General features: G+C 44.9%; 22 protein-coding genes. 16 read left to right on the top strand and 6 right to left on the bottom strand.

Annotation, left to right across the window (positions count from 1 at the left end; all coding sequences use genetic code 11):
• Positions 1–394: 394 nt before the first annotated feature.
• From HMPREF1222_RS03205 to HMPREF1222_RS03190, 4 genes are all read right to left on the bottom strand, one after another.
• On the bottom strand, positions 395–766 hold the full coding sequence (locus HMPREF1222_RS03205) for a hypothetical protein (protein WP_244870108.1): 372 nt from the start codon (positions 764–766) through the stop codon (positions 395–397).
• A gap of 67 nt (positions 767–833) precedes the next feature.
• Positions 834–1,013 (bottom strand): hypothetical protein, encoded by a 180-nt coding sequence (locus tag HMPREF1222_RS03200; RefSeq protein WP_016518183.1) that lies wholly within the window; start codon positions 1,011–1,013, stop codon positions 834–836.
• Between the two features lie 79 nt (positions 1,014–1,092).
• Positions 1,093–1,596, bottom strand: a complete 504-nt coding sequence (locus HMPREF1222_RS03195; RefSeq protein ID WP_016518182.1) for a leucine-rich repeat domain-containing protein — start codon at positions 1,594–1,596, stop codon at positions 1,093–1,095.
• 37 nt (positions 1,597–1,633) lie between these two features.
• Positions 1,634–3,928, bottom strand: coding sequence for an AAA family ATPase (locus tag HMPREF1222_RS03190; protein WP_016518181.1), 2,295 nt, complete (start codon positions 3,926–3,928; stop codon positions 1,634–1,636).
• A 243-nt stretch (positions 3,929–4,171) separates the two neighbouring features.
• Between HMPREF1222_RS03190 and HMPREF1222_RS03185 the strand changes: the two genes are divergently transcribed.
• From HMPREF1222_RS03185 to hydA, 3 genes are all read left to right on the top strand, one after another.
• A complete protein-coding gene (locus HMPREF1222_RS03185) occupies positions 4,172–5,359 on the top strand; it encodes a dicarboxylate/amino acid:cation symporter (protein ID WP_016518180.1) in 1,188 nt (395 codons plus the stop codon).
• Positions 5,360–5,362: 3 nt separating this feature from the next.
• Positions 5,363–6,655 (top strand): L-cysteine desulfidase family protein, encoded by a 1,293-nt coding sequence (locus HMPREF1222_RS03180; protein WP_016518179.1) that lies wholly within the window; start codon positions 5,363–5,365, stop codon positions 6,653–6,655.
• Between the two features lie 98 nt (positions 6,656–6,753).
• On the top strand, positions 6,754–8,157 hold the full coding sequence (hydA, locus tag HMPREF1222_RS03175) for a dihydropyrimidinase (protein WP_016518178.1): 1,404 nt from the start codon (positions 6,754–6,756) through the stop codon (positions 8,155–8,157).
• Between the two features lie 210 nt (positions 8,158–8,367).
• Here the strand turns inward: hydA and HMPREF1222_RS03170 are convergent, their stop codons facing one another.
• Both HMPREF1222_RS03170 and HMPREF1222_RS03165 read right to left on the bottom strand, forming a co-directional pair.
• A complete protein-coding gene (locus HMPREF1222_RS03170; RefSeq protein WP_155997555.1) occupies positions 8,368–9,063 on the bottom strand; it encodes a TPM domain-containing protein in 696 nt (231 codons plus the stop codon).
• A gap of 23 nt (positions 9,064–9,086) precedes the next feature.
• Positions 9,087–9,698, bottom strand: coding sequence for a LemA family protein (locus tag HMPREF1222_RS03165; protein ID WP_006190283.1), 612 nt, complete (start codon positions 9,696–9,698; stop codon positions 9,087–9,089).
• Positions 9,699–10,006: 308 nt separating this feature from the next.
• On the opposite strand from HMPREF1222_RS03165, the gene HMPREF1222_RS03160 reads away from it, so the two are divergent.
• The 13 genes from HMPREF1222_RS03160 to HMPREF1222_RS03100 all read left to right on the top strand — a co-directional run bounded on the left by HMPREF1222_RS03160 (position 10,007) and on the right by HMPREF1222_RS03100 (position 24,547).
• Positions 10,007–10,591: a Maf family protein gene (locus tag HMPREF1222_RS03160; protein ID WP_038076816.1), complete on the top strand. Its 585-nt coding sequence runs from the start codon at positions 10,007–10,009 to the stop codon at positions 10,589–10,591.
• 141 nt (positions 10,592–10,732) lie between these two features.
• Entirely contained in the window at positions 10,733–11,617 is an 885-nt protein-coding gene (gene rpsB, locus HMPREF1222_RS03155; RefSeq protein WP_016518175.1) for a 30S ribosomal protein S2, read from the top strand.
• A gap of 90 nt (positions 11,618–11,707) precedes the next feature.
• Complete coding sequence (gene tsf / locus HMPREF1222_RS03150) at positions 11,708–12,544, top strand: translation elongation factor Ts (RefSeq protein ID WP_016518174.1); 837 nt, start codon at positions 11,708–11,710, stop codon at positions 12,542–12,544.
• Between the two features lie 9 nt (positions 12,545–12,553).
• Positions 12,554–13,108, top strand: coding sequence for a ribosome recycling factor (gene frr / locus HMPREF1222_RS03145; protein ID WP_006190272.1), 555 nt, complete (start codon positions 12,554–12,556; stop codon positions 13,106–13,108).
• Between the two features lie 5 nt (positions 13,109–13,113).
• Positions 13,114–13,788, top strand: coding sequence for a polyprenyl diphosphate synthase (uppS, locus tag HMPREF1222_RS03140; protein ID WP_425314950.1), 675 nt, complete (start codon positions 13,114–13,116; stop codon positions 13,786–13,788).
• Entirely contained in the window at positions 13,785–14,633 is an 849-nt protein-coding gene (locus HMPREF1222_RS03135) for a phosphatidate cytidylyltransferase (protein ID WP_006190270.1), read from the top strand. Before uppS ends, HMPREF1222_RS03135 begins: the two co-directional genes overlap by 4 nt.
• Before the next feature lie 61 nt (positions 14,634–14,694).
• Positions 14,695–15,819 (top strand): 1-deoxy-D-xylulose-5-phosphate reductoisomerase, encoded by a 1,125-nt coding sequence (gene dxr, locus HMPREF1222_RS03130; protein WP_016518172.1) that lies wholly within the window; start codon positions 14,695–14,697, stop codon positions 15,817–15,819.
• Between the two features lie 244 nt (positions 15,820–16,063).
• A complete protein-coding gene (gene rseP, locus HMPREF1222_RS03125) occupies positions 16,064–17,419 on the top strand; it encodes an RIP metalloprotease RseP (protein ID WP_244870107.1) in 1,356 nt (451 codons plus the stop codon).
• Positions 17,420–17,438: 19 nt separating this feature from the next.
• Positions 17,439–18,110, top strand: coding sequence for a CpXC domain-containing protein (locus tag HMPREF1222_RS03120; RefSeq protein WP_016518170.1), 672 nt, complete (start codon positions 17,439–17,441; stop codon positions 18,108–18,110).
• Positions 18,094–20,451: a hypothetical protein gene (locus HMPREF1222_RS03115; protein ID WP_016518169.1), complete on the top strand. Its 2,358-nt coding sequence runs from the start codon at positions 18,094–18,096 to the stop codon at positions 20,449–20,451. Before HMPREF1222_RS03120 ends, HMPREF1222_RS03115 begins: the two co-directional genes overlap by 17 nt.
• Before the next feature lie 52 nt (positions 20,452–20,503).
• On the top strand, positions 20,504–21,133 hold the full coding sequence (locus tag HMPREF1222_RS03110; protein ID WP_016518168.1) for a TetR/AcrR family transcriptional regulator: 630 nt from the start codon (positions 20,504–20,506) through the stop codon (positions 21,131–21,133).
• 142 nt (positions 21,134–21,275) lie between these two features.
• Entirely contained in the window at positions 21,276–23,669 is a 2,394-nt protein-coding gene (locus HMPREF1222_RS03105; RefSeq protein ID WP_016518167.1) for an efflux RND transporter permease subunit, read from the top strand.
• Between the two features lie 92 nt (positions 23,670–23,761).
• Positions 23,762–24,547 (top strand): outer membrane lipoprotein-sorting protein, encoded by a 786-nt coding sequence (locus HMPREF1222_RS03100; protein ID WP_016518166.1) that lies wholly within the window; start codon positions 23,762–23,764, stop codon positions 24,545–24,547.
• Positions 24,548–24,823 lie beyond the last annotated feature (276 nt).

Genomic DNA, 24,823 nt, shown 5'->3' with positions numbered 1-24,823 from the left:
CCCCCCCTCAAAAGTCAAGCATAAAAATGTTTTTTCTTGAGCTTTATTTCAGTAATTGTTCCAACGACTATACTAGACCTGTTCGATAACTGCGTTTTCGAACAGGTCGCCGAGTTCTAAATCGCACAAATAGCACCCTAAAATGCAACAGTTGAACAAAGTGTGCACTTTGGAAACTGCTGCATTGATGTGCGGAACGCGCATACGTTAATACGCGATGTTTGCGAAGCAAACTCGACGTGTTTTTCAGCCGCGCTATTTCAGCGGCTGAAAATAAACATATACGATTTAGAACATCGCATTTCAAGGTAACCTGTTCAGAAACGGAAGTTTCCGAACAGGTTTACTCATAGCATAGTCAGTCTATCAGGTGATGATAGAGGTAAAAATCTTTTTAACAACTGATTGTATTTGAATAGTGTTCATCTTCTTCATAAACGATATTATTGACGGGAAGCTCAAATTTTTTCTCAATAATTTTTGCATGTTTTATTAAAAACCAATCGCCATGATATACATAATATTTACCAAGTAATATATTATATGAGACCCTGCCTCTTGGTAATTTCCAATACTCATCTCTGTACCTTTTCGGTAAATAGTGCAAATAACCATTTTGTTTTAATTTCTCCCATACATTACTATGGTCTTCTTGAGATAGTAGCCATTCACCATATTTTTGTGCAAATGCAATGTCTGTTGTACTGGCATAAAATAAATCGGATAAATCGGGAAGGAACCAAAATATACCAATCATACCAATCATACCAACCATACTTAATACCAATAACAGGGCATCTTAGTTGCCTGCTGATTCTCTCCTCTGTTCTAAATTATTTTTTTTCGATAGCGTCTTTCAAGAAGTCTGCGAATGTTTTTTTATCATGTTGTTTTTGAAACCAATTCGTATTTTTTTCCGCTCTTTCGAACCGTTTGACCCCAAAAACAGGTTCTATATAATGATGACCGCAATTATTAAGCCACTGTTTGCCGCACCAAATAACTTTTTCCATCGGTGTTTCTCCTTAAAAATTGAACATACACTAGATTTTCAATGATTATCCCAACGACTATACTAATAGCCTAGTCAGTCTATGGGGTGAATACCTCACCGCTCAATCGATTTACGATAATGTGTTCATCTTGTATAGAACTGTCAGAATGCTTTAGTAGTTTTTTTACTGCATTGCTTGCTACGGTAAACTGTGCATCACTTCGAATATTACAAAAGGCATTATTTCCGATTTCGGTAATGCCCTGCGGTATGGTGATAGTGCTTAAATGAGTGCAATCAAAGAAAGCTCCAATACCGATTTTTGAAATACCGCTTCCAATAATAACCTCTTTTAAATCGGTACAATCGCGGAAAAGCCAGTCACCGATTTTAGTAACACTATCAGGTATAACAATACGTGTGAGACCGCTGCAGCTTTCAAAGGCGTGATGAGCAATTTCCGTAATTGTATCCGGTAATATAAGACTTCCAGTAAGGTAGGCGCTATTTGTTACGCCGATAACTATCCCGTCTGTTATTTCCAGCAACTGTACATTTGATTCTTCTTCAGCAGTAAGCCGTAATGCAGATATCTGTTCCATATTTTCCTCCGTTTATGTTTCCTAAATTACCTATCAGTTATGCATTGATACTAAATCCGATCATTTTTTGTACGCCGTTTTTTTCTTGCTGCATCTGTGCTAATTCAGTAATAATATATTCAGAAGTTATTTTTTCTTGCGGCATAAACCGTGCTTTTCCATAGAGTGCGTTAAAATCCCCCGGAGTAACGGATTGCCATTGGTTGAGCTTTTCTATTTGATCAGCATTAAATGACACATTACGAAAATATTTCGTCAACAAAGTTTTTATTCCGTTTGCAGAGAGGGCTTGAAACTCAACCATAATATGAAAGCGGCGCTGCAATGCAGGATCCATGATGCTGCGCATATTGGTAGTGCAAATCAATAAACCGTTAAAGGCTTCTATCTGCATTAAAAATTCATTGACCATTGTCCGCTTCCAAGTATTTTCTGCATTGAAACGGTTGGTAAAAAATGAGTCAGCCTCATCAAATAGCAGTATCGCATCCTGTTTTTCCGCTTCTTCAAAAGCCTCTTTAATATTCTGTTCACTTTCGCCGATATATTTTCCTAAGATATCGGAAGCTTTTTTTAGAATAAGCTCTTTAGCCAAAGCGTTTGCAATATATCGTGCAAATTCTGTTTTTCCGGTACCGCTTAATCCGTAAAACAGCATACGGATTCCGGCGGGAGCTTCTGTTTGTGCAGAATCAGCATACGCTGTTGCATTTTTTATCATCGTGAGAATATCATCCGGTTCGATAGAGGTGTTGAGTGCTCCAATATCGTATGTCATCTGTATTTTTCTGCCGGCATGGGAACTACCGTATATAAGCCCGGAATTTGCTTCAAGCGTATTTTTTACATCAATAACGATTTTCTCTTCAGTTTGAGTGCTGCAATGAACACTATTCACCGCTTTTATCATATTATCGATTGAGGCTCCTGTTATACGGTAGTTGTCGCAGAGATCGACAAGTGTATGTAAGATTTTGCCGCTTATGTTGCTGTTTTGTAATTTTGACTGTGCAATTTTTTTCAGAATCGATTTAGGCATTTTGTTAAACTTAATTGAATACGTAAAACGGCGCAACGTAGATATGTCAAGAAGATCAGTATAATTAACAATCCACACGACTTTATTGACATTATTATCAAGCATCTTATTTACAATCCCTTTTTGAGTAGTGCTCATAAACGTACCAAAATGCGGCTCTATTGTTTTTAAGATATTTTCAGCTTCGTCAATCACAAGCAGTGTATCTTTTTTAGGAATAGAAAGAATACAATGTAAGCGTTGCAATGCTCTATCTGTATCCAGCTCATTTTTAAATATAAACAGTCGCAGTCCGCTTTCTTTTGCAAGTGTTTTTGCAAATTCCGTTTTACCGGATCCGGGACTTCCATAGAGTAAAATATTTGACGGAAAGTTACTTTTTAGAAATTGCAATGCCAAGCTTGAATGCTTTTTTTTTATAGCGTAGCTATTGAGATTAAAGGCAGCGTTTGCTTTTTCTTCTTTTAATGTGCCGGAAAAAAACGCATCAAAATTTTTATTGTAAATACAATAAATACTTTCGTTTTCAATACAACCGTAATCGTACTTATTCATTAACCCGAATGAAATAAGCTTTTTATCATTCTCAAATAAGATTCTTATTGCTTGTAAAGACGTATTAATACATTTTGCATATATCGTCATTTTATTTTCTGTGTTTTGATATAACACATCATCATAAAAATTATAGAGTTCATAGATTGTCTGTGTTCTATATGCTGCCGTAAGCAATACCGCTTCTTGGTGTGAAAGATGTAAGGTATCAAATAGAAATTCAACAGGAGTTATATCATTAAGTATCTTGGTTATCCGTGCTGAAACATTTATTCTCTGAGGAATGATATATGTATCATTGTTATTTATCTTGGCGGAAAAGAAAATAAGCGCGATAATTTTAGCAAGGTTTTCTTTCTGCATAAAAACACAACGGCAAAGATTTATCGTAAAAATAGAATCGGTCGTAAAATTGTCAACAGCTGCAGCGATTTTCGTATCTTCTTTAAAATTTACATCCAATTTACTCCCGTATTCAAACGGATGATTGTAATTTTTTCCCGGCGTAAATACCGTTAGCTGTTTTTCCTTTATCCCTTTTTGAATAAATGCTTGCACAATTGTTTCAGCTTGTGTTTCTTTTTTTAGACGCACAATGAGTGCCTGTAATAATATCTGTAATGATTTATACTTATCCAGATGTTTACTATTCGAACATAGATTATAAAGATACCCGGCTACAGCCATACATTCCTGCTTACTTTCATCATCGATAAATCTTATTATATCTGTCTGCATAGTTTCCCCCGCTTTCCCTTCAGTAATTGTCCCAACGGCTATACTAATAGCATAGTCAGTCTATCAGGCGGTGATAGAGACGATGAAATTTTTCTAAGGATGTCATTTTAAAAATATCAAAAAATTTTTCATTTATAGTTTGACAAGTGAAAAACAGCGGGTATATAATATTTTTTGTTGTGAATTTGCCTGCTTTATTGGCGGGCAATCACTGTTGTAATTGTAGAGAGGAGGTCTACTATTATGGAAAAACAAAGCGGTAGAAAATTGGGACTATTACCGCAACTTGGCTTGGGGATTCTTGCCGGTGTGCTGTTAGGGCTGTTCGTACCCGCTCCGGTGATGGGGATTATTGCAACGATTAAAAAGTTACTCGGTTCACTGATCTTTTTTGCCGTTCCGCTCGTTATCTTCGGATTTATTGCGCCGGCAATTTGCGATTTGAAAGCAAATGCAGGCAAAATGCTCGGCGTCTTTTTGCTGATATCGTATTTGTCCGCAGTCGGGGCATCCCTGTTTTCGACTGTAGCAGGATACATTCTTATTCCGTTCCTGCATATTCCTGCACAGGCTGCCGAATTGGTGGAAATACCCTCTACGGCGTTCTTGCTGAACATACAGCCGATTATGCCGGTTATGACCGCATTGGTATTGGCTATATTAGCCGGTATTTCGGTTATTTGGACAAAGGCGTCAACCGTTGAAAAACTCTTGAAAGAGATTCAGGCAATGGTGCTCGAAATCGTGAACCGTGTTATCGTACCGGTACTGCCGTTCTTTATTGCGACAACCTTTGCCGAACTTGCATACAGCGGCAGCTTAACCCGCCAGCTTCCGGTATTCTTAAAGGTTATTATCATCGTATTGATCGGGCATTTTATCTGGATGACGCTGCTATATCTTATCGGCGGCGCGGTTTCAAAGCAGAATCCGCTGGAAGTCGTAAAGCACTACGGCCCTGCCTATGCAACTGCAGTCGGTACGATGTCAAGTGCGGCGACCTTGCCCGTTGCGTTACGCTGTGCGCATAAATCCAGCGTTTTACCGGCAGATATCGTCGACTTTGCCATCCCGCTGGGAGCGACAACCCATTTGTGCGGTTCAGTTCTAACCGAAACATTCTTTGCGATGACGATATCTCAGCTTCTATACGGCTCGATCCCCCCGGTCGGGACGATGGTTTTGTTCTCGTTCCTATTCGGCGTATTTGCTGTCGGAGCACCCGGCGTACCCGGCGGAACGGTTATGGCGTCCCTCGGTATCGTTATCAGCGTACTCGGCTTTGATGAAATCGGCACCGGCTTATTGATTGCTATTTTTGCACTGCAGGATAGCTTCGGTACGGCATGTAACGTAACAGGAGACGGTGCGCTTGCGCTTATTCTGCGCGGTATTTTCTATAAACCCGATGGAACGGTAAAACAGGCTTAAAGTATGGAACTTACGGACTTTGACTGTAAACAGTTCATTGCAATTCTTCAAGAAGAATTGGTTCCTGCGCTCGGCTGTACCGAACCGATTGCCATTGCGTATGCGGGCGCTCACGCCCGCGCCTTACTCGGGAAGATTCCCGACCGTGTGTGCATCAAAAGCAGCGGAAACATTATTAAAAATGTAAAGAGTGTTACCGTTCCCAATTCGGGTAACATGAAGGGAATTCCGGCAGCGGCGGCAATCGGTATTATCGGCGGAAATCCCGATAAGGGGCTTGAAGTTCTTGCCGATATAACCGAAGCCGATATTGCCCGTACAAAGGAATTTTTGGAAAAGGTTCCCTGTAAGGTTTCGTTATTGGATACTGTTGCTTCTCTGCATTTTATTGTGGAAGTTTTTGCAGGCAACGACAGTGCTTCGGTTGAGATCATCCATCAGCACACAAATATCGTGCACACAACCAAAAACGGAAAAGATGTGCTGAGTGTTCCGTTCGATCCGGCCAGTGCGAACGCTGCGTTGACCGACCGGTCGGGCTTATCAGTAAAGAAGATTCTCGAATTTGCCGATACGATAGACCTTGACCGTGTCCGTCCGGTACTGGAGCGCCAGATTGAATATAATACCCGCATCGCGCAGGAAGGGCTGAATCACCGCTATGGTATTAACGCGGGAGCGAACCTGCTCGAAGCCGCTCAGGCGGAACAAGCCGTTACGGTAAAAATCCGTGCACAGGCCGCCGCCGCAGCCGGTTCCGATGCTCGTATGAGCGGCTGTACCTTGCCGGTTGTTACGAATTCCGGCAGCGGCAATCAGGGGTTGACGGCTTCGTTACCGATTATCGTGTTTGCGGAAGAAAAAAAACTTCCGCATGATAAGCTCTTACGCGGGTTGTTGGTTAGCAACCTGATTGCAATTCATCAAAAAACGCGGATTGGGCGGCTTTCGGCCTATTGCGGGGCTGTCAGTGCCGGATGCGGAAGCGGAGCGGGCATTACATATTTGTCAGACGGCAGCTATGAGCAGGTATGCGCGACCATTACCAATACCCTTGCCGTTGTATCGGGGATTGTCTGTGACGGCGCAAAGCCTTCATGTGCTGCAAAGATTGCCGTATCGGTCGACGCGGCAATGAATGCACATTATCTTGCCATGCGGAACAGGGTATTCCAACCGGGCGAAGGTATTGTGAAAGGCGATATAGAAAAGACCATTGCCGGGGTAGGCTCGGTTGCTGCCGACGGCATGAGGGAAACCGATAAGGTCATATTAAAAATCATGGTGGAAGACTAGTACTTACGCCGATTATGCGCCGGGGATGTTCCGAAAGCACTTGTCTTTCGCGGAGTTCCCGGCGTTTTTACAGTCGATTTGTAAATGGAGGTTTACTAATGAAAAAAACATTGATAACGGGCGGTACGCTTGTAACCGAGAACGATACGTTTAATGCGGACATTGCGATAACCGGCACTACGATAACCGGAATCGGGCATTTTAATCCCGTCGATTTTGATTCCGTATATGAATTTCCCGGATGTTATGTTATGCCGGGACTGATCGATGCTCATACGCATCTGGAATTGCAGCAGTCTCCGCAGTACCGCGCCGTCGATGACTTTTATACCGGTACCGTTGCGGCAGCCTGCGGCGGTACAACCTCCGTTATCGACCACATCGCGTTCGGCCCTGCCGGATGCAATCTGCATTATTCCATTGACCGGTACCATGAGCTTGCCAAAAAAGCGGTTATCGACTACAGCTTTCACGGTGTTATTCAACATGTCGATGACGCCATCTTGCAGGAATTATCCGGTATCATCAAAAATGAAGGGATTACGAGCTTTAAGGCCTATACGACTTACGGATTTAAAATCGACGATACGGGCTTTTACCGCTTGCTGAAAACCGTTAAAGAAGCGGGCGGAATTTTAACCGTCCATTCGGAAAACGATTCGCTTATCAGCTATCTCCGGTCGAAGTTTGTAAAAGAAAAGAAAATGCTGCCTATTTATCATGCCCGCAGCCGCCCCAACGAAACCGAAGCGGAAGCCGTTTCCCGGCTGATTCATTTTTCCGAGCTGGCGGAAGATGCTCCGCTGTATATTGTGCACCTTTCTACGGGAGAAGCGCTTATCAGCGTTGTAGAAGGGCGGCAGCACGTTAATCGGCTGTTTGTTGAAACTTGCACGCAGTATCTGACACTTTCGGAAGAAAAATACGGGAATGAGAACGGTAGTCCCGATGATCCTGAAAATATCGAAGGGCTCAAATACATTATGGCGCCGCCCTTGCGCAGAAAGCAAGATATTGAAGCACTTTGGCTCGGGCTGGCAAACGGCGATATCCAAGTCGTAGCGACCGACCATTGCCCTTTCCTGTTAAAAGAAAAGATGGACACCAAAGGCGACTTTACAAAGGGTCCGGGCGGCGCTCCGGGTATCGAGGAGCGGGTACGGATTATCTTTTCCGAAGGGGTACAAAAAAAGCGGATTTCGTTAGAGCGCTTCGTACAGGTGATGGCGGCCAATCCTGCCCGCATCTTCGGGATGTATCCTCAAAAAGGATGTCTGTTGCCCGGAGCTGATGCCGATATCACGGTCATCAATCCCAATGCCCAAGAAGTGCTGACAAAGAAAAACCTGAAAAGCGCCTGCGATTACTGCACGTATGAAGGAATGAAGGTGCAGTGCGCAATTGATTCCGTATTCAGCCGCGGCGAATTGATCGTAAAGAACAATGAATTTCTAGGAGAGAAAGGTAGGGGGCAGTTCATCTTTAGAAAACCGCCGTTCTAAGTCAGGCAAATGCAGCTTTTAATAAAATTACAACGCTATTTGTGCAGCAACGAAGGAAATGCTCGCATATTTTTAAAAGGAGCCTTTTGAAAATAGTGATACCGGATACAAGGCGCGAACAAAAATAAAGCGCAGGCGTACTTGTTGTACGTTGAGCATTTATTTTTGTGCAGCAACGCCGTAGACGGTATGCATATTTTCAAAAGGAAACTATGATTCTAAAAAGATAAGCCCGTCAGGCAATTCATTGGGATTTTCAGCTTTGTTGGGAAAGTGCTGTTGCAGGATCCTTCCGCATTCCTTTACGGAATCGGCAAAGGCTTGAGCGGCGCTTCGTTTTTTTAGCCCCTCGGTCATAATTTTGCAAATACCGTCCCATTCGTTTTGCGCTACTTTTTCGGCAATCCCCGAATCGGCGATAACAAACACTTTTCGCTCCAATACGGAGACAAAAATGAGAACGCCGGAATGCTCCGCCGTTTTATATACGCCGCTTTCGACGAAATGCTGCAGTGCACGGGCATAGACTCGGCGGTTTTTCAGCGTATCAGGAATAATCAGCCGGTCGACTGCAGGGATATTTACCAAAAAATAAACGATAAGCACAACTGCAGCCGCACCGCCCCCGATAACCGCCGTCAGCTGTGCAGGCGATGGGAACCAAACGGTGCGTTCCAAAAGGTTCCAGATAGGGGCGGAGCATAAAAACAAGATGAAAAAAGCGGTAAATACCGCACAAAACGCAATGAACAGCTCTACAAAGGCATACGAATCGCTTTGATACACAACCGCAAGTGCGATTTCTCCCGTTGTTTTTTTCTCAGCTTCCGCAACGGTATCGGTAATTTCGCTCATCTGCGTCGGAGAAATATTCATCAATTTTAACAGCTTGTCTTTTTTCATCATCGTTCTTCCTTACAAAGGTTTCTTTAGTTAAAATTAACCGTAGGCGCGGTTGCAGCCTGTTCGTCAGCCTTAAAATATGCTTTTTCTCTAAAGCCGAACATATTGGCGAGGAATGCTTGCGGGAACCGCCTGACCAGCATATTGTACGTTTGCACCGCTTCATTAAAGCGCTTCCGCTCCACGGCGATGCGGTTTTCGGTTCCTTCAAGCTGGCTTTGCAAGTCGCGGAAGTTTTCATTCGCTTTTAATTCCGGATAATTTTCCGCTACGGCGAGCAGCCGCTGCAGTGCGCCGCCCAAATCGCTCTGTACTTTTTGGAACTTTTCAAACGATTCGGGATCATTTAAGACCTCGTCCGAAACATTGATAACACCGCCTGCTCTGGAACGCATTTCAGCGATTTCGGTAAATACTTTTTCTTCGTGATTCGCATAGCCTTTTACGGTGTTGACCAGATTGGGTATTAAATCAAAACGGCGCTGATACACATTTTCCACCTGACTCCATGCCGCTTTCACGTTTTCATCCGCTGTTACCATCGAATTATACGAACTGCTGACACAACCGTACAGCGAAAAAATAATCAGCACAATGATGCCGAGAATGATGAGTCCTGTTTTTAATCCTTTGCTCATAAATGGATGCTCCTAATAAAACAGATCATGAGAGAACCTCTGAAAACTTCAATTTTTAGAGATGCCCATAAGTAAATCTAAGAAAACCCGCTGCATGCGCTTCGGGTTTTAGAGATTTCCTGATGTATGCCGAATAAATTGAGGTTAAAGTATAGAGTATTTATCGGAAAAAAACAACGTGTGTTCTTTTAGCAGCTTACCTCTTGCAATCTAACCGAGTTTTTAGAGATTCCCTATAGCAGGTCTCCCTTTTAATAACTGTGAGCGGCTGCTTGTTTTTTTATGATGCCTCCCGTATACTGTTATGGATGGAACCAATTATCCTTGCATCTAAATCTCCTCAGCGGCAGGACATTCTTAAACGGCTGAATATACCGTTCATCAGTATCCCCTCGGATGCCGAAGAGGCTGTCGCCCCCGATCTTTCTCCTGAAAAAGCGGTAGAGCAGATTGCCCTGCGGAAGGCGGAGGCGGTACTCCGTTCCCCGCTCAAGATCAATACACCGTGGATTATCGCGGCCGATACGCTCATTTTTTCGCACGGTACGCCGATGGGAAAGCCGTCCGGTATTGATGAAGCCCGGCTGATGCTGCAATCCTATTCAAATGCCGCGCATAAGGTCATAACGGCGATTTGTTGTTACGACGAAAAATTGCAGCATATTTCCACCCGGATCAGCAGTTCGCAGGTGTTTTTTAAAGCATTGTCGGATGCCGAAATCGATTGGTATCTGAGTACCGGCGAATGGCAGGGCGCAGCCGGATCCTACCGCATACAGGGGACGGCGGCTTGTTTTATTACAAAAATAGAAGGTTCATACAGCGGAATTGTAGGCTTGCCTATTTATGAGTTATATGATATTTTAACGGAGCACGGCTATAGCTTTACGTAAAAAGTATACCGGCTGTGTAAATATCCTAAAATGCAGTAGGGAGTCTTAAAAAACTCCGGTTTTTGAAGATTTTCCTTAGGTGCTTGCATTTTTAGAGAAATAGAGAAGGATGGGCTTAAAAAAGCTCGTGAAGGAGTAACCATGGCAGTAGTAACCATGAAAAACCTGCTCGAATCCGGCGTCCACTTCGGACATCAGGTAAAACGCTGGGATCCGCGGATGAAGAAATACATTTTTGCGGAACGGAACGGTATCCACATTATCGATTTGCAGAAAACCATCACTGCAATCCGCGAGGCTTATGACGCGGTGCGTAAGACAACCGCAGCAGGGAAATCAGTCTTATTTGTCGGAACTAAAAAACAAGTACAGCAAACCATTGCAAAAGAAGCTGAACGTTGCGGTATGTTTTATGTAAATAACCGCTGGCTCGGCGGTATGTTGACAAACTTTTCTACCATTAAGAAAAGCCTTGCCCGCCTCAAGAAAATCGAAAAAATGGAAAACGACGGCACCTTTGACAGCCTTACCAAAAAGGAAGTCGCAGTGCCGCAGAAAGAAAAAGCAAAACTCGAAAAGAATCTCGGCGGTATTAAAGAGATGAAAGAACTGCCGGGCATTATCTTTATCATCGATACACGCAAAGAGACTATCGCTATCAGCGAAGCCCGCCGTATGGGTATCCCGATCGTTGCGGTTGTCGACACAAACTGTAACCCTGAAGGTATCGACTATCCGATTCCCGGTAACGACGACGCCATCCGCTCGATTTCTTTGTTCACGCAAATTATTGCAAATGCCGTTATCGAAGCGGATAACGAAAGCGGCCTCAAGATTATCGAAAATCTTCAGGACGGAGACGAAGGCTTCAACGATTCCGGCATCGATCCGTACCAAGACCGCGAAGATGAAGAAATTACCGATTATTCAAATTATACCCCTTCGGAAAAGAACGAAGCCGAAGAAGAAGCGGATGACAGCAGCAGTTCTTTAATCGACGAAGACACGCTGTACGGGGATCGCTAAAAAGCACTGCTGGCTGCTAAAAGACTGAAAAGCTTTTGCGGCCGCCGTATAGTTTTGCCTCCCTCATCTATATTTAAGGAGAAATTCATTATGGAAATAAAAGCATCTGACGTAAAGGCGCTCCGCGAAAAAACCGGCGCCGGTATGATGGAATGTAAAAAAGCCCTGCAGGAATGCAACGGCGATGCAAAAGAAGCGGAAAAATTCTTAAAAGAAAAAGGCCTTGCGGCTGTTGAAAAGCGGGCAAGCCGCACAACCAGCGAAGGTATTATCGTTATTAAAGCCGCCGATTCCAAAGCGGTAATGGCGGAATTAACCTGCGAGACCGACTTCGTCGCAAAAAATGCCGATTTTATCGCCGTGGGTGATAAAATCGTAGAAACAGCACTTGCAAAAGGCTACACCGATGTCCAAAAAGAATTGAGCGATATGGTGCTCGACCTTGCGACACGCGTCCGCGAGAATATGGGCTTACGGCGTTTAACTGCCGTACAAGCGGGAAGCGACGAATACATCGCGCATTATGTTCACTCCGATAAAAAGACCGGCGTTATCGTCGTGTTAAAATCCGATAAGCCTGCGGTATTGATCGATAAGACGTTCCAAGATTTTGCGTATGACTGCTGTCTCCATGCTGCGGCGTTCACTCCGCTCTATGTACGGAAGGAAGATGTCGATTCTTCATATATCGACGAGCAGCTTGAAGTATTCCGCGGACAGGTTGCCGAATTGCAGAAGCCCGATAACGTAAAAGAAGGCATCGTAAAAGGTAAACTGAATAAGCACTTAGCTGAAATCTGCTTTCTTGAACAAGCCTTTGTTAAGGACGATAAGGTATCTGTGGCGGCCAAAATGAAAGAAGTAGGAAAACAGCTCGGTGCAAATATCAGCCTTTCAAAACTTGTACTGTGGCAGCTTGGCCAATAGAGGGCAAACATGAGCGATATTCATAGTGTCTATGAAGAAAAAATGAAGAAGTCGATAGCGGCATTAAAGGATGAGTTTAACGCTCTGCGGACAGGCCGTGCGTCTACTTCTTTGTTTGATAAAATACGGGTTGACAGCTATGGGCAGCCGACGCCGCTCAATCAAGTGGCGACTATTTCTATCCCCGAAGCTCGCTTGGTTGTTATTCAGCCGTGGGATAAATCGCTGTTGGGAGAAATCGAAAAAGCCATCCTTAAATCGGAGCTTTCGTTAAACCCTGCCAACGACGGGAAGCTTATCCGTATTGCAATTCCTCCGCTTACCGAGGAACGCCGGAAAGAGCTTGCAAAGCAAGCGAAAAACTTTGCCGAGCAGTGCCGCGTTGCAATCCGCAATATCCGGCGGGACGGAATCGACGAAGCGAAAAAACAGCAGAAGGATGGGCTTTTAAGCGAGGATGCCTTAAAGACAGCTGAAGAAAAGTTCCAAAAAGCAACGGACGCTCATATTAACGATATTAATAAGCTCCTTGCAGAAAAAGAAAAAGAGATTATGGAAGGTTAATGACAATGCAGCATATTGCCGTCATTATGGACGGCAACGGGCGATGGGCCGAGCAGCGGGGATTAGCTCGTACAAAAGGACATCAAGAAGGACTGGAAGCGGCAAAACGGATTGTTAAGGCCGTTTCCGATTTGCATATACCTTATATCACTTTGTATGTGTTTTCAACTGAAAACTGGAAACGGACGGAGGAAGAGGTCGGCTTTTTGATGGGCTTAATCCAAAAGCATCTCCGCGCCGAGCTCGCCTTTTATGCTGCAAACAATATTAAAGTTAAGCATATCGGCGACGCTGCTGCGCTGCCGCGTGCAATCCAGACGGAAATTGCCGATATAATGGAAAAAACGGAACATTATACCGGTACAACCGTGCAGCTTGCCATCAACTACGGCGGAAAGGATGAAATTATCCGCGCAGTAAAAAAACTTTCCGGACAACAGCTTGAAACGTTGACGGAAGATGCATTTGAGAAGCTGCTCGATACGGCAGGAGTTCCTCCCGTCGATCTGGTTATCCGTACCGGCGGAGAAAAACGGTTGAGCAATTTCTTATTATGGCAAACCGCGTATGCCGAATTTTACAGTACCGATGTTTTGTGGCCGGATTTTGCTCCCGCTCATTTGATGGAAGCGTTGGATGCTTACGGCAAACGCACAAGACGCTTCGGAAGGATTATATGAAAAAGATTATTGAACGGATAATAGTGTTTGTTGTCGGCTTGCCTCTCATACTTAGTTCAGTATATTTTTTGCCATATCATCATTTTTTGGTACTGCACCTTGAAATATTTATTGCTACGGCTTTTGCAATCATAGAAATCCGCGCTATGTTTTCCAGAAAAATTGCAGTTTACTCTACACCGATTGTTTTATTTGCAGGTTTGATTATCCCCGTTTCCGCATATCTTTTTATGCTCGGACTTTTTTCCCGTATCGGGATGATATTGATCGGTATCGGGGCATTATATTTTATATTTTTTGTTGAAACGTTTTATTCATTTTCAAAACCGTTTGAAAAAAGTATTCAGCGTGTTTGTTCAGCCGTATTTATTATTTTTTATCCGGGACTTTTGATTGTATTTCTTTCCGCTATGACGCGCTGGCCGTCCGCTTCGCATATTATTGCAATATTTTTACTGATGGTTTTTTCATGTGATTCCCTTGCATGGCTTTTCGGGGTACTGTTCGGAAAAGGAAACCGCGGATTTGTGCCTGCCAGTCCCAATAAAAGTATCGCGGGTTTTATCGGCGGACTCATCGCTGCAACTGCGGCAGGGTTTCTTGCTTTTAAATTATTCCCCGCCGCGTTTGGAAAAAGCTTAAACGGATCGTTGGTAACCGGTTTTTGTACCGGAGTAGCTGCCATCATCGGGGATCTTATCGAATCTATTTTTAAGCGCTCCGCCGAGGTAAAAGATTCCGGGGCGCTCATACTCGGACGCGGCGGAATCCTCGACAGCATCGACTCTATTCTGCTTGCCGCTCCGGTATTCTACCTTTGCTACCGGTTTTTCATCGGGATATAGAGGCTTCTAAAAATCTCTCCGAGTTTTTAGAGATGTTCTATTATATAGATAGGGCAACATAATGAAAAAGATAATCGTGCTTGGTGCAAGCGGAACAATCGGACAAAATACCATTGATATTATACGCCGGTTTTCCGACCGTTTTGAACTTGCCGGTGTTTCCGTGCACACAAAGAGCGGGGTATTGGATGCCTTACGCGCCGAATTTCATTTTCAGAATTTTGCAGTAACGGATTCCGCCGCTGCTGCACATTACGATATAAAGCACCGCAGCCTTGAACGGTTTTTAACCGAAACACCTGCGGATATTGTCGTTAACGGTATCGCGGGCGCGGCGGGACTGCAGGCATCACTTGTTGCCGTTCGGACACACCGGACGCTCGCCCTCGCAAACAAAGAAAGCATTGTAATGGCGGGTGATTTCCTACAAAAAGAAGCGGAAAAATATCGGTCTGTCATTATTCCTGTGGATTCCGAGCATTCGGCTATTTACAGTTTAATACGGGCGTATGGACGGGATGCCGTCGAGCGTCTTATCATCACCGCGTCAGGAGGCCCGTTCCGGACGTGGACGAGGGAGCGTATTCAAGGGGCGACGCTGCAGGATGCGCTTAAACACCCGACATGGACGATGGGGGCTAAAATCACTATCGATTCCGCCTCGCTTGCCAATAAGGCTTTGGAAGTGATCGAAGCGGTACAGCTTTTCGATGTACCCACCGACCGCATTACCGTTGCGGTGCATCCGTCGAGTATTGTGCATTCGATGGTACAGCTGAAAGGCGGCGAAGTGTATGCTCAGCTTTCTCCGCCCGATATGCGTAATCCTATTTTTACTGCGTTGAGCTATCCTGAAGAACCGCCTCCTTATCTCGCGCCGCTCGATTTTAGTAAACCCTTAGACCTGCACTTTGAGCCGCCCCGGTTGGAGGATTTTCCGATGCTCTCGCTCGGCTTTACCGCCGCCCGTAAAAAGGCCGGCTATCCGATAGCGTTCAACGCGGCAAATGAACAGGCGGTCGCTGCGTTTTTGCGCGGCAAAATCCGGTTTGTACACCTAGCGGAGATTACCGGCATGGTGATGCAGGAAGATTGGAGCTCCGTGCCGAAAGACGTCGCGGACGTGATGCAAATCGACAAAGCCGCCCGCCGCCGCGCAGATGTCATAATTGAGCATTTAATGTAAGGGGAACTGCACGGAAAATATGTTAAGCGGTTGCCATGCTTTCGCGTGAAATTTTAGACAAAATTTCACGCAGTTTATTTTAGGAAAGAAGGAAAAACGCATCAGGCAAATAAATAAAAAGCGCAGAATAAGTGAGGTAGGGCAACCATTTGAACCGCGAAGAGGTTCAACTCTGGTTGAACAACCTCACTTATTCTGCGGGGTGTTAAAAAAGTACCTGATGCGTTTCCCCTGCGTAAGGACTATGATGATAAAATTTTTAATCGGATTGCCGGTACTCGGCATCGTTGTATTTATTCATGAGCTGGGGCACTTCATCGTTGCTAAACTCTGCGGCGTATCGGTGGAAAGCTTTTCCATCGGCTGGGGGCCGGTGCTGTTGCGTAAAAAAATAGGAGCAACCGAGTACCGGTTATCGGCAATCCCGCTCGGCGGGTACTGCGGCATGAAGGGGGAACACGCATTTAGAGAGGCGTACGAAAAAAAACTTTCGAGTGTTCCCAAAGAAGAGGGGAGCCTTTTTGCCGCCCATCCTTTTAAACGGATTCTGATAGCGTTTGCGGGGCCCTTTGCAAACCTCTTGCTTGCCGCGGCGGCTCTTGCCATGATAAGCGGGCTCGGCAGAACATATTACACCACCGACAACCGCATTGTGCCGGTATACTGCCTCGACCCGAGCGACCAATCGCCCGCGCGGGCAGCCGGTTTACAGATAGGCGACCGTATCCTCAAAATAAACGATGAAAATACGACGAACTTTGCCGACATTCAGCAGATTATCGCGCTTCATCCCGAAGAAACGCTTACGATGCTGATTGAACGCGGAAACGAGCAGCTCGGCACAACGATACGCCCCGACTTGAATAAGAAAACCGGTGCGGGGCAGGTAGGTGTTTACCGTTATGTGCCGCTCCAAATCGATTCGGTGCGGAAAGACTCCGCCGCAGACTTGGCGGGAATTAAAGCGGGCGACCGTATTACCGGAGTTGACGGCACGGCGCTTGATAATCAGCTGTCGCTGATATATTTTTTCCGCGACTATACGCAGAAAACCGCACTCTTCGAACTTATCCGCGGCGGAGAGCGGATTGAGCTGCCGGTGAATCTTGTCCGTACGGAAAACGGGAGCGTCGACCTCGGTTTAAACTGGAAATATATCACCGTAACCGAGGAAGGAACCGGCTTTCTTGACAGTTTGCGGCAAGGTATAGTACAGACAGGGAAATTGACGGCCGTTACATTGAAAAGCCTCGGTCTGTTGTTTAAAGGCGTAAGCATGACCGAAGCGGTTGCGGGGCCGGTACGGATCAGTTCGATGATCGGAATCCTCGCTTCGGACGGCTTTAGTGAAAACGCGCGGGCAGGTTTTGTAAATATCGCTGAAATTGTCGCCGTGATATGCGTGTCCCTCTTTTTGATGAACCTTTTGCCCATTCCCATTCTGGACGGAGGATTGATCTTTACGGCTTTTATCGAATGCATCGTCCGCCGGCAAATACCGCCGCGTATTTTATACTATATGCAGTTTGTCGGTGTTGCCTTTATCGCCGTACTTTTTGTCTTTGCGCTTTGGGCGGATATCTTATATATTATGAAATGAGTGCTTTTTAGGAGAACTTATGCAAAAAATTACCTGTAAATGTGACTGTTCATTTGATGTGGAATATGAAAAGACAATCGATTTGGATGTTCAGACGGCTGTAAAAGAAAAGATAAAAAACGGTTCTTTTTTGTCTTTCGTATGTCCGTCCTGCGGTTCAAAAGTCAATATCGAACTTGAAACGGAATTTGTGTGGAAGTCTAAAAAAACGACGCTGCTGTTTGTCCCGGAAAAGAAACGCATGGAATGTCTCGCTTTTTGTGCGGGGGCTGTCAGAATTGATGCGGAAAACAATAAAAAGATAAAGACCGAATTTCTCAAGAAAGGACAAACGCCGGTAATAGGCTATCCCGAACTTGCCGACCGGATTGCCGTACTCGATGCCGATTTAGATCCTGAAATCGTCGAGGCGGTAAAGTTTTTTTTGCTGGATAACGGGAAAAACATCAAGGGAAAGCATATTCAAATTCTGTTTGAAAAACTCGAGGGTGATACAATCGAATTCCATCTGCATGGACTGCGGGAAAAAGAAGTCGCGGTGATGCGCGTTCCGTTAAGCCTTTACCGCTCGGTAGAAACAGATCATAAAAAGGGTAAACAGAAAGAAGTGTTTAAGGCCTTATGGCTCGGCCCCTATCTTTCCTATAAGAATATCCATGCCGAAGGAGACGACAATGAGCCGGCCGTTTAAACGTTTTCTGTTGTTACCGTTGTTTGTATGCCTGCTTGCAAGCGTAGGTGCGCAAACTACCGGCAATGCGGGTACGCCGGCAGCAGTATCCGAACCGGCGGCAGCCGGAACAACCGCTGCCGATGCACAAGCCCAACAGGGAACATCGGAAACATCAGATACATCGGATAACGGCGCCGCTGCCGGAGAGCAGCAAACGGATACCAATATCGATAGTCAATCTCCTGCCGCACCGAATACGGCGGAAAATCCGGCCGAAGAATCGGACGGCGCCGGTGCTGTCTCTGCTTCCGACGGCACACCTTCCGATGAAATTGCTCCCGATACTCCGGGCTCCCCCGGGACGGATAATACCGTAAATGAAAAACATAATTCAAATGGGAACGTGCAGGGCAATGCTGTGAATAAAGATCATAGCAAAAACGGACACATACCGGAGAACGGGGCGGAAACAGAAGCCTCTTTTGATGAAGGTGAAGCCGATGCAGCGCTGCAAAAAAACAGATTGCAGGGGCAAGATCTTTCCGTAAGAAACAGCCTTGAACGCTCCCTTATCACTCACCGGTTTGAAGGAGGAGTGGCAGCCATTGCCGATTCTTCCGTTACGCGTTCTTTTTTTGCAGCCGGAAAAGACGGCTTTATCACCCGATTTTCATATAGAACCATGAAGCCCGAAACATGGCAGGTGTCGACAATGCCGATTAAGCGCATCGCCGCTCATCCTAAAAAAGCGCTTATCGCCGTCTATGAAACGGACGGCTTCAGTATTCATAAAATTTCCCTCTGGGACTGGCAAACAAAAAAGCAGCTGTACGCAAAACGCTTTACCAGTTCCGTCCTCTCCCTGTCGTGGTCTGCGCAGGGCACCTATCTGTTTATCGGAACCGCATCGACAGAGGGAATTACCGTGCTCGATGCAAACGGAAATGTAAAAAAAGTGTATCCGCGGCCGCCGGGAATCGTGCTGCTTGCGGCAACCGGCCCGAGCGAAAAAAGTATTGTAACGTACGGAGAGACCGGCAGGCTTGTGTACGCCGATATTGCTAAGAAGTCAATTCTGACACAGTACGAAACCGAGGATCGGTTGGAGAATCCCGAACTTATTAAAAATTACACTCAGATTATCGGATATAAAAACGGAAATGTCGTAGTTGTAAAGGCCGCTTCGGGCGAGGTATTGGAAAACTATCCCGCCCGTTCCGCCCTATTTGCAGGAAAGATTACGGATAGTTTGCCGGTATGGATTGAAAAAGGTGAATCCGGCCGGACATGGTATTTATGCCAAGGCGACAAAAAATCTCCTGCCTTTAGCCTTCCGCATCCTGCCGATATTACCGCAGCGCGGCATGTCGATGCGGCGGTTGTAATCGGAACTGATGACGGCAGGCTGTATCGTTTAACGCAAAACAAGGATGCGGAGGTTTTGTTAACGGAGCTCAATATCGACGTTTCAATTCCGATTCGCGATATATGTACGAAGGATTCCAAAATCTACATGCTCAGCGGTTCGACGCTGTATGTCAGCACCTCCTCGGCGGATAAACCGGAACCTGTTATTCAATCCGTTTTGGGCGATCGGTGTACCGTATATGGAAACGGATTTTTATTTTGGTCTGCAGAAAAAAACGCACCGCTGTATTATGCGGAGGAAGGACAAACACCGGTTGTCTTATACCGCCCACGGGAGCGGCTTAATTCGGTTTCGGTGTATAACGATACCATCGCAGCGGTGCGGGCATTCAGCGGATTGGTCTTGCTCGACGGTAAAAGCGGAAAGCAATTATTCACGTATCAGGCCGCAGGATTACAAGATGCCGTGCAGGTAGACGATACCTTTGTGCTCATCACCAAAAGTACGGGCGGTGTTATCCGTCAGCCGATTTTGCTAATCAATATAAAAACGGGCGAAACCATGCCGCTTAATATGGACGGAGATATTGCGTTTTCGGTACAGGGTAATAACAAGGTAGCCAATACCTTTTCCTGCTTCCGGCTTAAAACTGAGAAGTCGGAACAAACCGATTTAATGACCATGAAGCTCGATACGGCATACCCCGCCCGCAGCAGTTTTGCCGCAGCGCTTTCGTACAGCGATGAAGATTTGCAAGCTTCTCTCTATGATGACGGATATGCAGTGCTTACTACGCTTGGGAAAAATCAGCTTACCTATTATGATAAACGGAGACGGTCAAGCAGGCAGCTGCCGAGGGATTACGCCCTTCCTCGTAAAGCGCTGATGACGGAGACTTATATTGTCAGCGTGAATTATGACGGTTCTCTTTCATGGTTTAACCGCCGGACTATGCAGCTACTGCAGTATAAAACGTTCACGGAGAACTAATGTGTTAAATTCCCTCTTCACAATGATCAAGCAGCAGCTTATACTATAAGCGATGAAAGAACCGAAAAAAAAGAGCACAACCTATACGGAAATCCTCAAAAATGCAAAAAAGGAATTTTTGCAAAATGGTTTTGAAAAAGCGTCGATGCGCTCCATCGCAGCAATGACGGGAATAACGGCCGGCGCCTTGTACAAACACTTTCCGTCAAAGGCTGCAATTTTTGAAGCGCTCGTGCAGCCGCTTATTGCACAAACGTTAAGTATCGGCACCGATTTTTCCGAAACCGTAGTCGAGCTATTCAAAACAGAAAATGGGGCCGCGATAAAAGAAGTTATACGCACATCGATATGGAATTTGTATAATCTTGTTTATAGCCGCTTTGATGAATTTAAACTGCTGTTTAACCGTGCGACAGGAACAAAATACGAAAATATCCGCCATGAATTTGTAATGGCGGATGTTACAGCATGCAAAAAAGTTATTGATGATTTTAAAAAACATGGAATCAATATCCGGCCTTTAAGCGATGATCAGCTTCATTTGATTTACAGTACTGCCTTAACACCATTTTTTGAAATTATCACCCATGAGTATCCTTACGAAAAAGCTCAAGGATTTATCGATATATTAACTGATGTCATGTATTTCTGCTGGAATAAAATTATGCAGCCGGAAATATGATCAAGGTAATGGCCTCAGATTGTTTTAATGGATCCGAAGAATAACTAAATCGCAAATCATACCTATTGACAATTCCTAGGGGAATCTTATACTGAAATAGTAAACAGTGTTTACTATTTCAGTATTGTAAGAGGTTCATGGCATGAAACTTGAAGGAATGCATCTATTCTTTAAAAAGATTGCAAAGTTTCAATTAAAATACCGCTGGCTCTGTTTGGTTCTGCTTGCGACTGTAACGGTTGCGGGGCTTATAGGCGTAAAAAGTTTTAAGGTCGGCTCGGCTGATGAAGACGAGTTTTTAACCGTAAAAGAAAGCACAAAAAAGAATGATGCGCGGTTTAAGGAATTGTTCGGCAGTAACGATTCGATCGTGCTGCTCTTTGAATCAGACGACGTATTTAAGCCGGAGGTGCTCCAAGCGATTAAAGATATCGGCACCGAACTTTTGGAAAAAGTACCATATTCGGATTCCATCACTTCGATTACCGATACGGATATTACCGTCGGTACGGACGAAGGTATAGAAATCACCAATCCGTTTCGGGACGGTATTCCTTCCGATCCTGCCGCATTAAAAGCTGCCAAAGACTTTATCCTTTCGCGTAAGTCGATTGTGAATAAGCTCGTAACACAGGATGCGACGGAAACATGGCTGGTACTGTCGCTCAAGGCGACACCGCCTGAAGAAGTCTGGAGTAAAACTTCGGCACAGGCTCCAATGTACGTTATCGGAGAAGCGGCAATCGACATTGTTACCGACCCTAAATATCACAGCGCTGCGTATACGATAAAACCTGCGGGACTTCCCTATACCGAAACGGAAGAAAAAGTTGTGATGGGACAGGAGACCACCAAAAGCGTCGGCTTGAGTTTTCTCTGTATGATTATTCTGCTCATTGTATTTACCCGGTCGCTCCGCGGAACGATTGTGCCATTGTTCGCGACTTTCTTCGGTATTACCACGGTGCTCGGCATTATGGGCTTTTTGCATATTTCGGGAAAGTCGGAAATGATGTCGGTTCCGATTGTGCTTGCGATGGCGCTTTCGGTCGGTTACTCAATTCACCTCGTCAATTCATTTAAAACAAGCTTTTATGAACTCGGCAAACGGAAAGAGGCTGTTATCGCTTCGATTGAAAATACCGGTTGGCCGCTCTTTTTTACCGTCGTTACCACCGTTGTTTCGGTGCTGTCGTTTTTAACGACTGACCTTAAGCCGATGCGCTGGATGGGAGCCGCAAGCGCCGCGATGGTATTCGCTGTGTATATCTACGTCAGTGTTCTCATTCCGATTTTGATGAGTTTCGGCAAAGATATTGAAGCCGGTAAAGATTCGGCAAATGCTCATACAAAAAGAGCTGTACGTGCGCAAAAATTGGATAAATGGTTTGAACGGTTCGGACATTCCGTTATCAAAAGACGCAAAGCGATCATGGTTGCATTTACGCTCATCACTGCGGCTTGTATTCCAGCGTTGTTCAAAATCGATGTCAACATGGATAACTTTAAATTCATGGGTTTGCGCATTCCGTATATTAAACGTCTTTATGAAATTACGCAGTCGCAGCTTGGTTCCTATTTTAGTTACAATATTATGCTCACCTTTGATGAAGATGATGCGGTTAAGAATCCTGATGTGCTTAAAAAACTCGATAAACTGAGTACACTCATCGGGACGTTCAGATTAACAAAAATGAATAACGGAGTGCCAAAGATATTCTCGATTTTGGATATTGTCAAAGAGATGAATCAAACGATGCACTCCGATGATCCTGCGTTTTACACGATTCCCGATGATGAAGATTTGCTCGCGCAGCTGCTGTTCTTGTACGAAATTTCAGGAGGTCAAACTTCACGTTGGGTTGATGAAGAATTCCGTACACTCCGTATGTCGATTGATGTTGCCTCGTATGATGCAAACGAGCTTGCGGGAAATCTGAAAACTATCGAGCAAACATGCGCGGAACTGTTTCCTCAAGCGGATTGCCATTTAATCGGAGCTGCCGTGCAATTTGCAGAATTGAACAATAAAATCGTATTCGGCGAATTGTATTCTTTTTTAACTTCGCTCGTTGCGATTGCAATTTTAATGATGCTTGTATTCGGCAGCGTTAAGATGGGACTGATCGGGCTTATCCCCAACATCTTCCCCGTCATTGTCATCGGTGCAATTATGGGTTATCTCGGTATTTCGCTGGATCTTATGACGATGGCAATTATGCCGATGATTCTCGGTATTGCGGTTGATGATACCATTCACTTTACCAACCACACCAAATATCTTTTTGACAAAGAGAAATCTTATGACCGTGTAATTTTCGAGACGTTTTATTCCATCGGAAAGACACTTGCGATGACAACGATTATTTTGTCTGCAACATTTTTAGTGTATCTTACGTGTAAGATTGATGCGATTCTACGTCTCGGTGTATTGGCTGCGGTCGGCCTTCTGTCTGCGCTCGCCGCCGACTATTTGATGACGCCGGTATTGATCTACATCAGCAAACCATTTGGAAAAGAGGAAACTAATGGGTAGTGCGTAATTGATAATTGGTAATTAAAGCGATTTACGTGCAGCAGTAATTACCAACTACGCATTACAAATTACCAATTGAAAGAGGAGCATATATGAAAATTATAAAACACGTAATCGCGCTGACTGTATTTGCAGCGATGGCCGTAAGCCTTGCATTTGCACAAGAGGTGACGGGTAAAGAGATTATGCAAAAGGTTGACAAGCGCGAAAAGGCGGCGACGGATTCGTTTACGATGCGGATGACGCTGATCAATTCCGGCGGCAAAAAGCGGGTGCGCGAAGTTACCGCCTATTCAAAGGATTACGGCAGCGAGAAAAAAACGGTGATGGTGTTTATGCTGCCCGCTGATGTAAAGGGAGTCGGCTATCTTTCTTTCTCGTATGATGACGCGTCAAAAAGCGATGACCGTTGGCTCTATATGCCTGCACTTAAAAAGGCAAAGCGCATTTCCGGCTCTTCAAGTCAGGACTATTTTATGGGTACCGATTTTACCTACGATGATATAAGCGGGCACAAGATTGACGATTACACGTACACACTGCTTGCAGAAGAAACGGTGGACGGAAAAAACTGCTGGAAAGTTGAATCGGTGCCGGTACAAAAATCGATGTATTCAAAATATATTTCGTGGATTGATAAGGAATCACTGGTGCAGGTAAAGGCGGAATTTTATGACGAACAAGGAACACTGCTGAAAGTGCTTACGGTAAGCGGTATCGAAAAAAAAGACGGCTTTTGGACTGCGGGTAAAATGGAAATGAACAACCTGCAAAAAAAGCACGCAACCGTTATCGAAACGCTTAAGCACGAGTTCAACAAAAACATCCCCGATTCGTACTTTAGGGTGAATTCATTAGAAGAAGGCAAAATCAGGTAATCCTTTTGAAATATGCGGGGCATCTACTGCGTCGTTACGCAAAAGCGAATGCTCAACGTACAGCAAGTACGCCTCCGCTTCGCTTTTGCTAAACTCCTTGTATCTGCATCGTTTATTTTCAAAAGGCTTACGGAAGGGGGCTTTTCTATATGCCGCTACTGACAATCCTCAACGTATCAGAAGCGGCAAGGACGCCGCTGGTTCTATGCAGTAACAAGTTTGCTTGCAAACTTGCAGCTCAAAAATGTACACGGATGTACGTTTTTGGGCGAGGAT

Source organism: Treponema vincentii F0403 (assembly GCF_000412995.1).
Lineage (GTDB): Bacteria > Spirochaetota > Spirochaetia > Treponematales > Treponemataceae > Treponema > Treponema vincentii.
The sequence above is the reverse complement of the archived record's forward strand: the minus strand, read 5'-3'. Positions and strand labels throughout refer to the sequence as shown.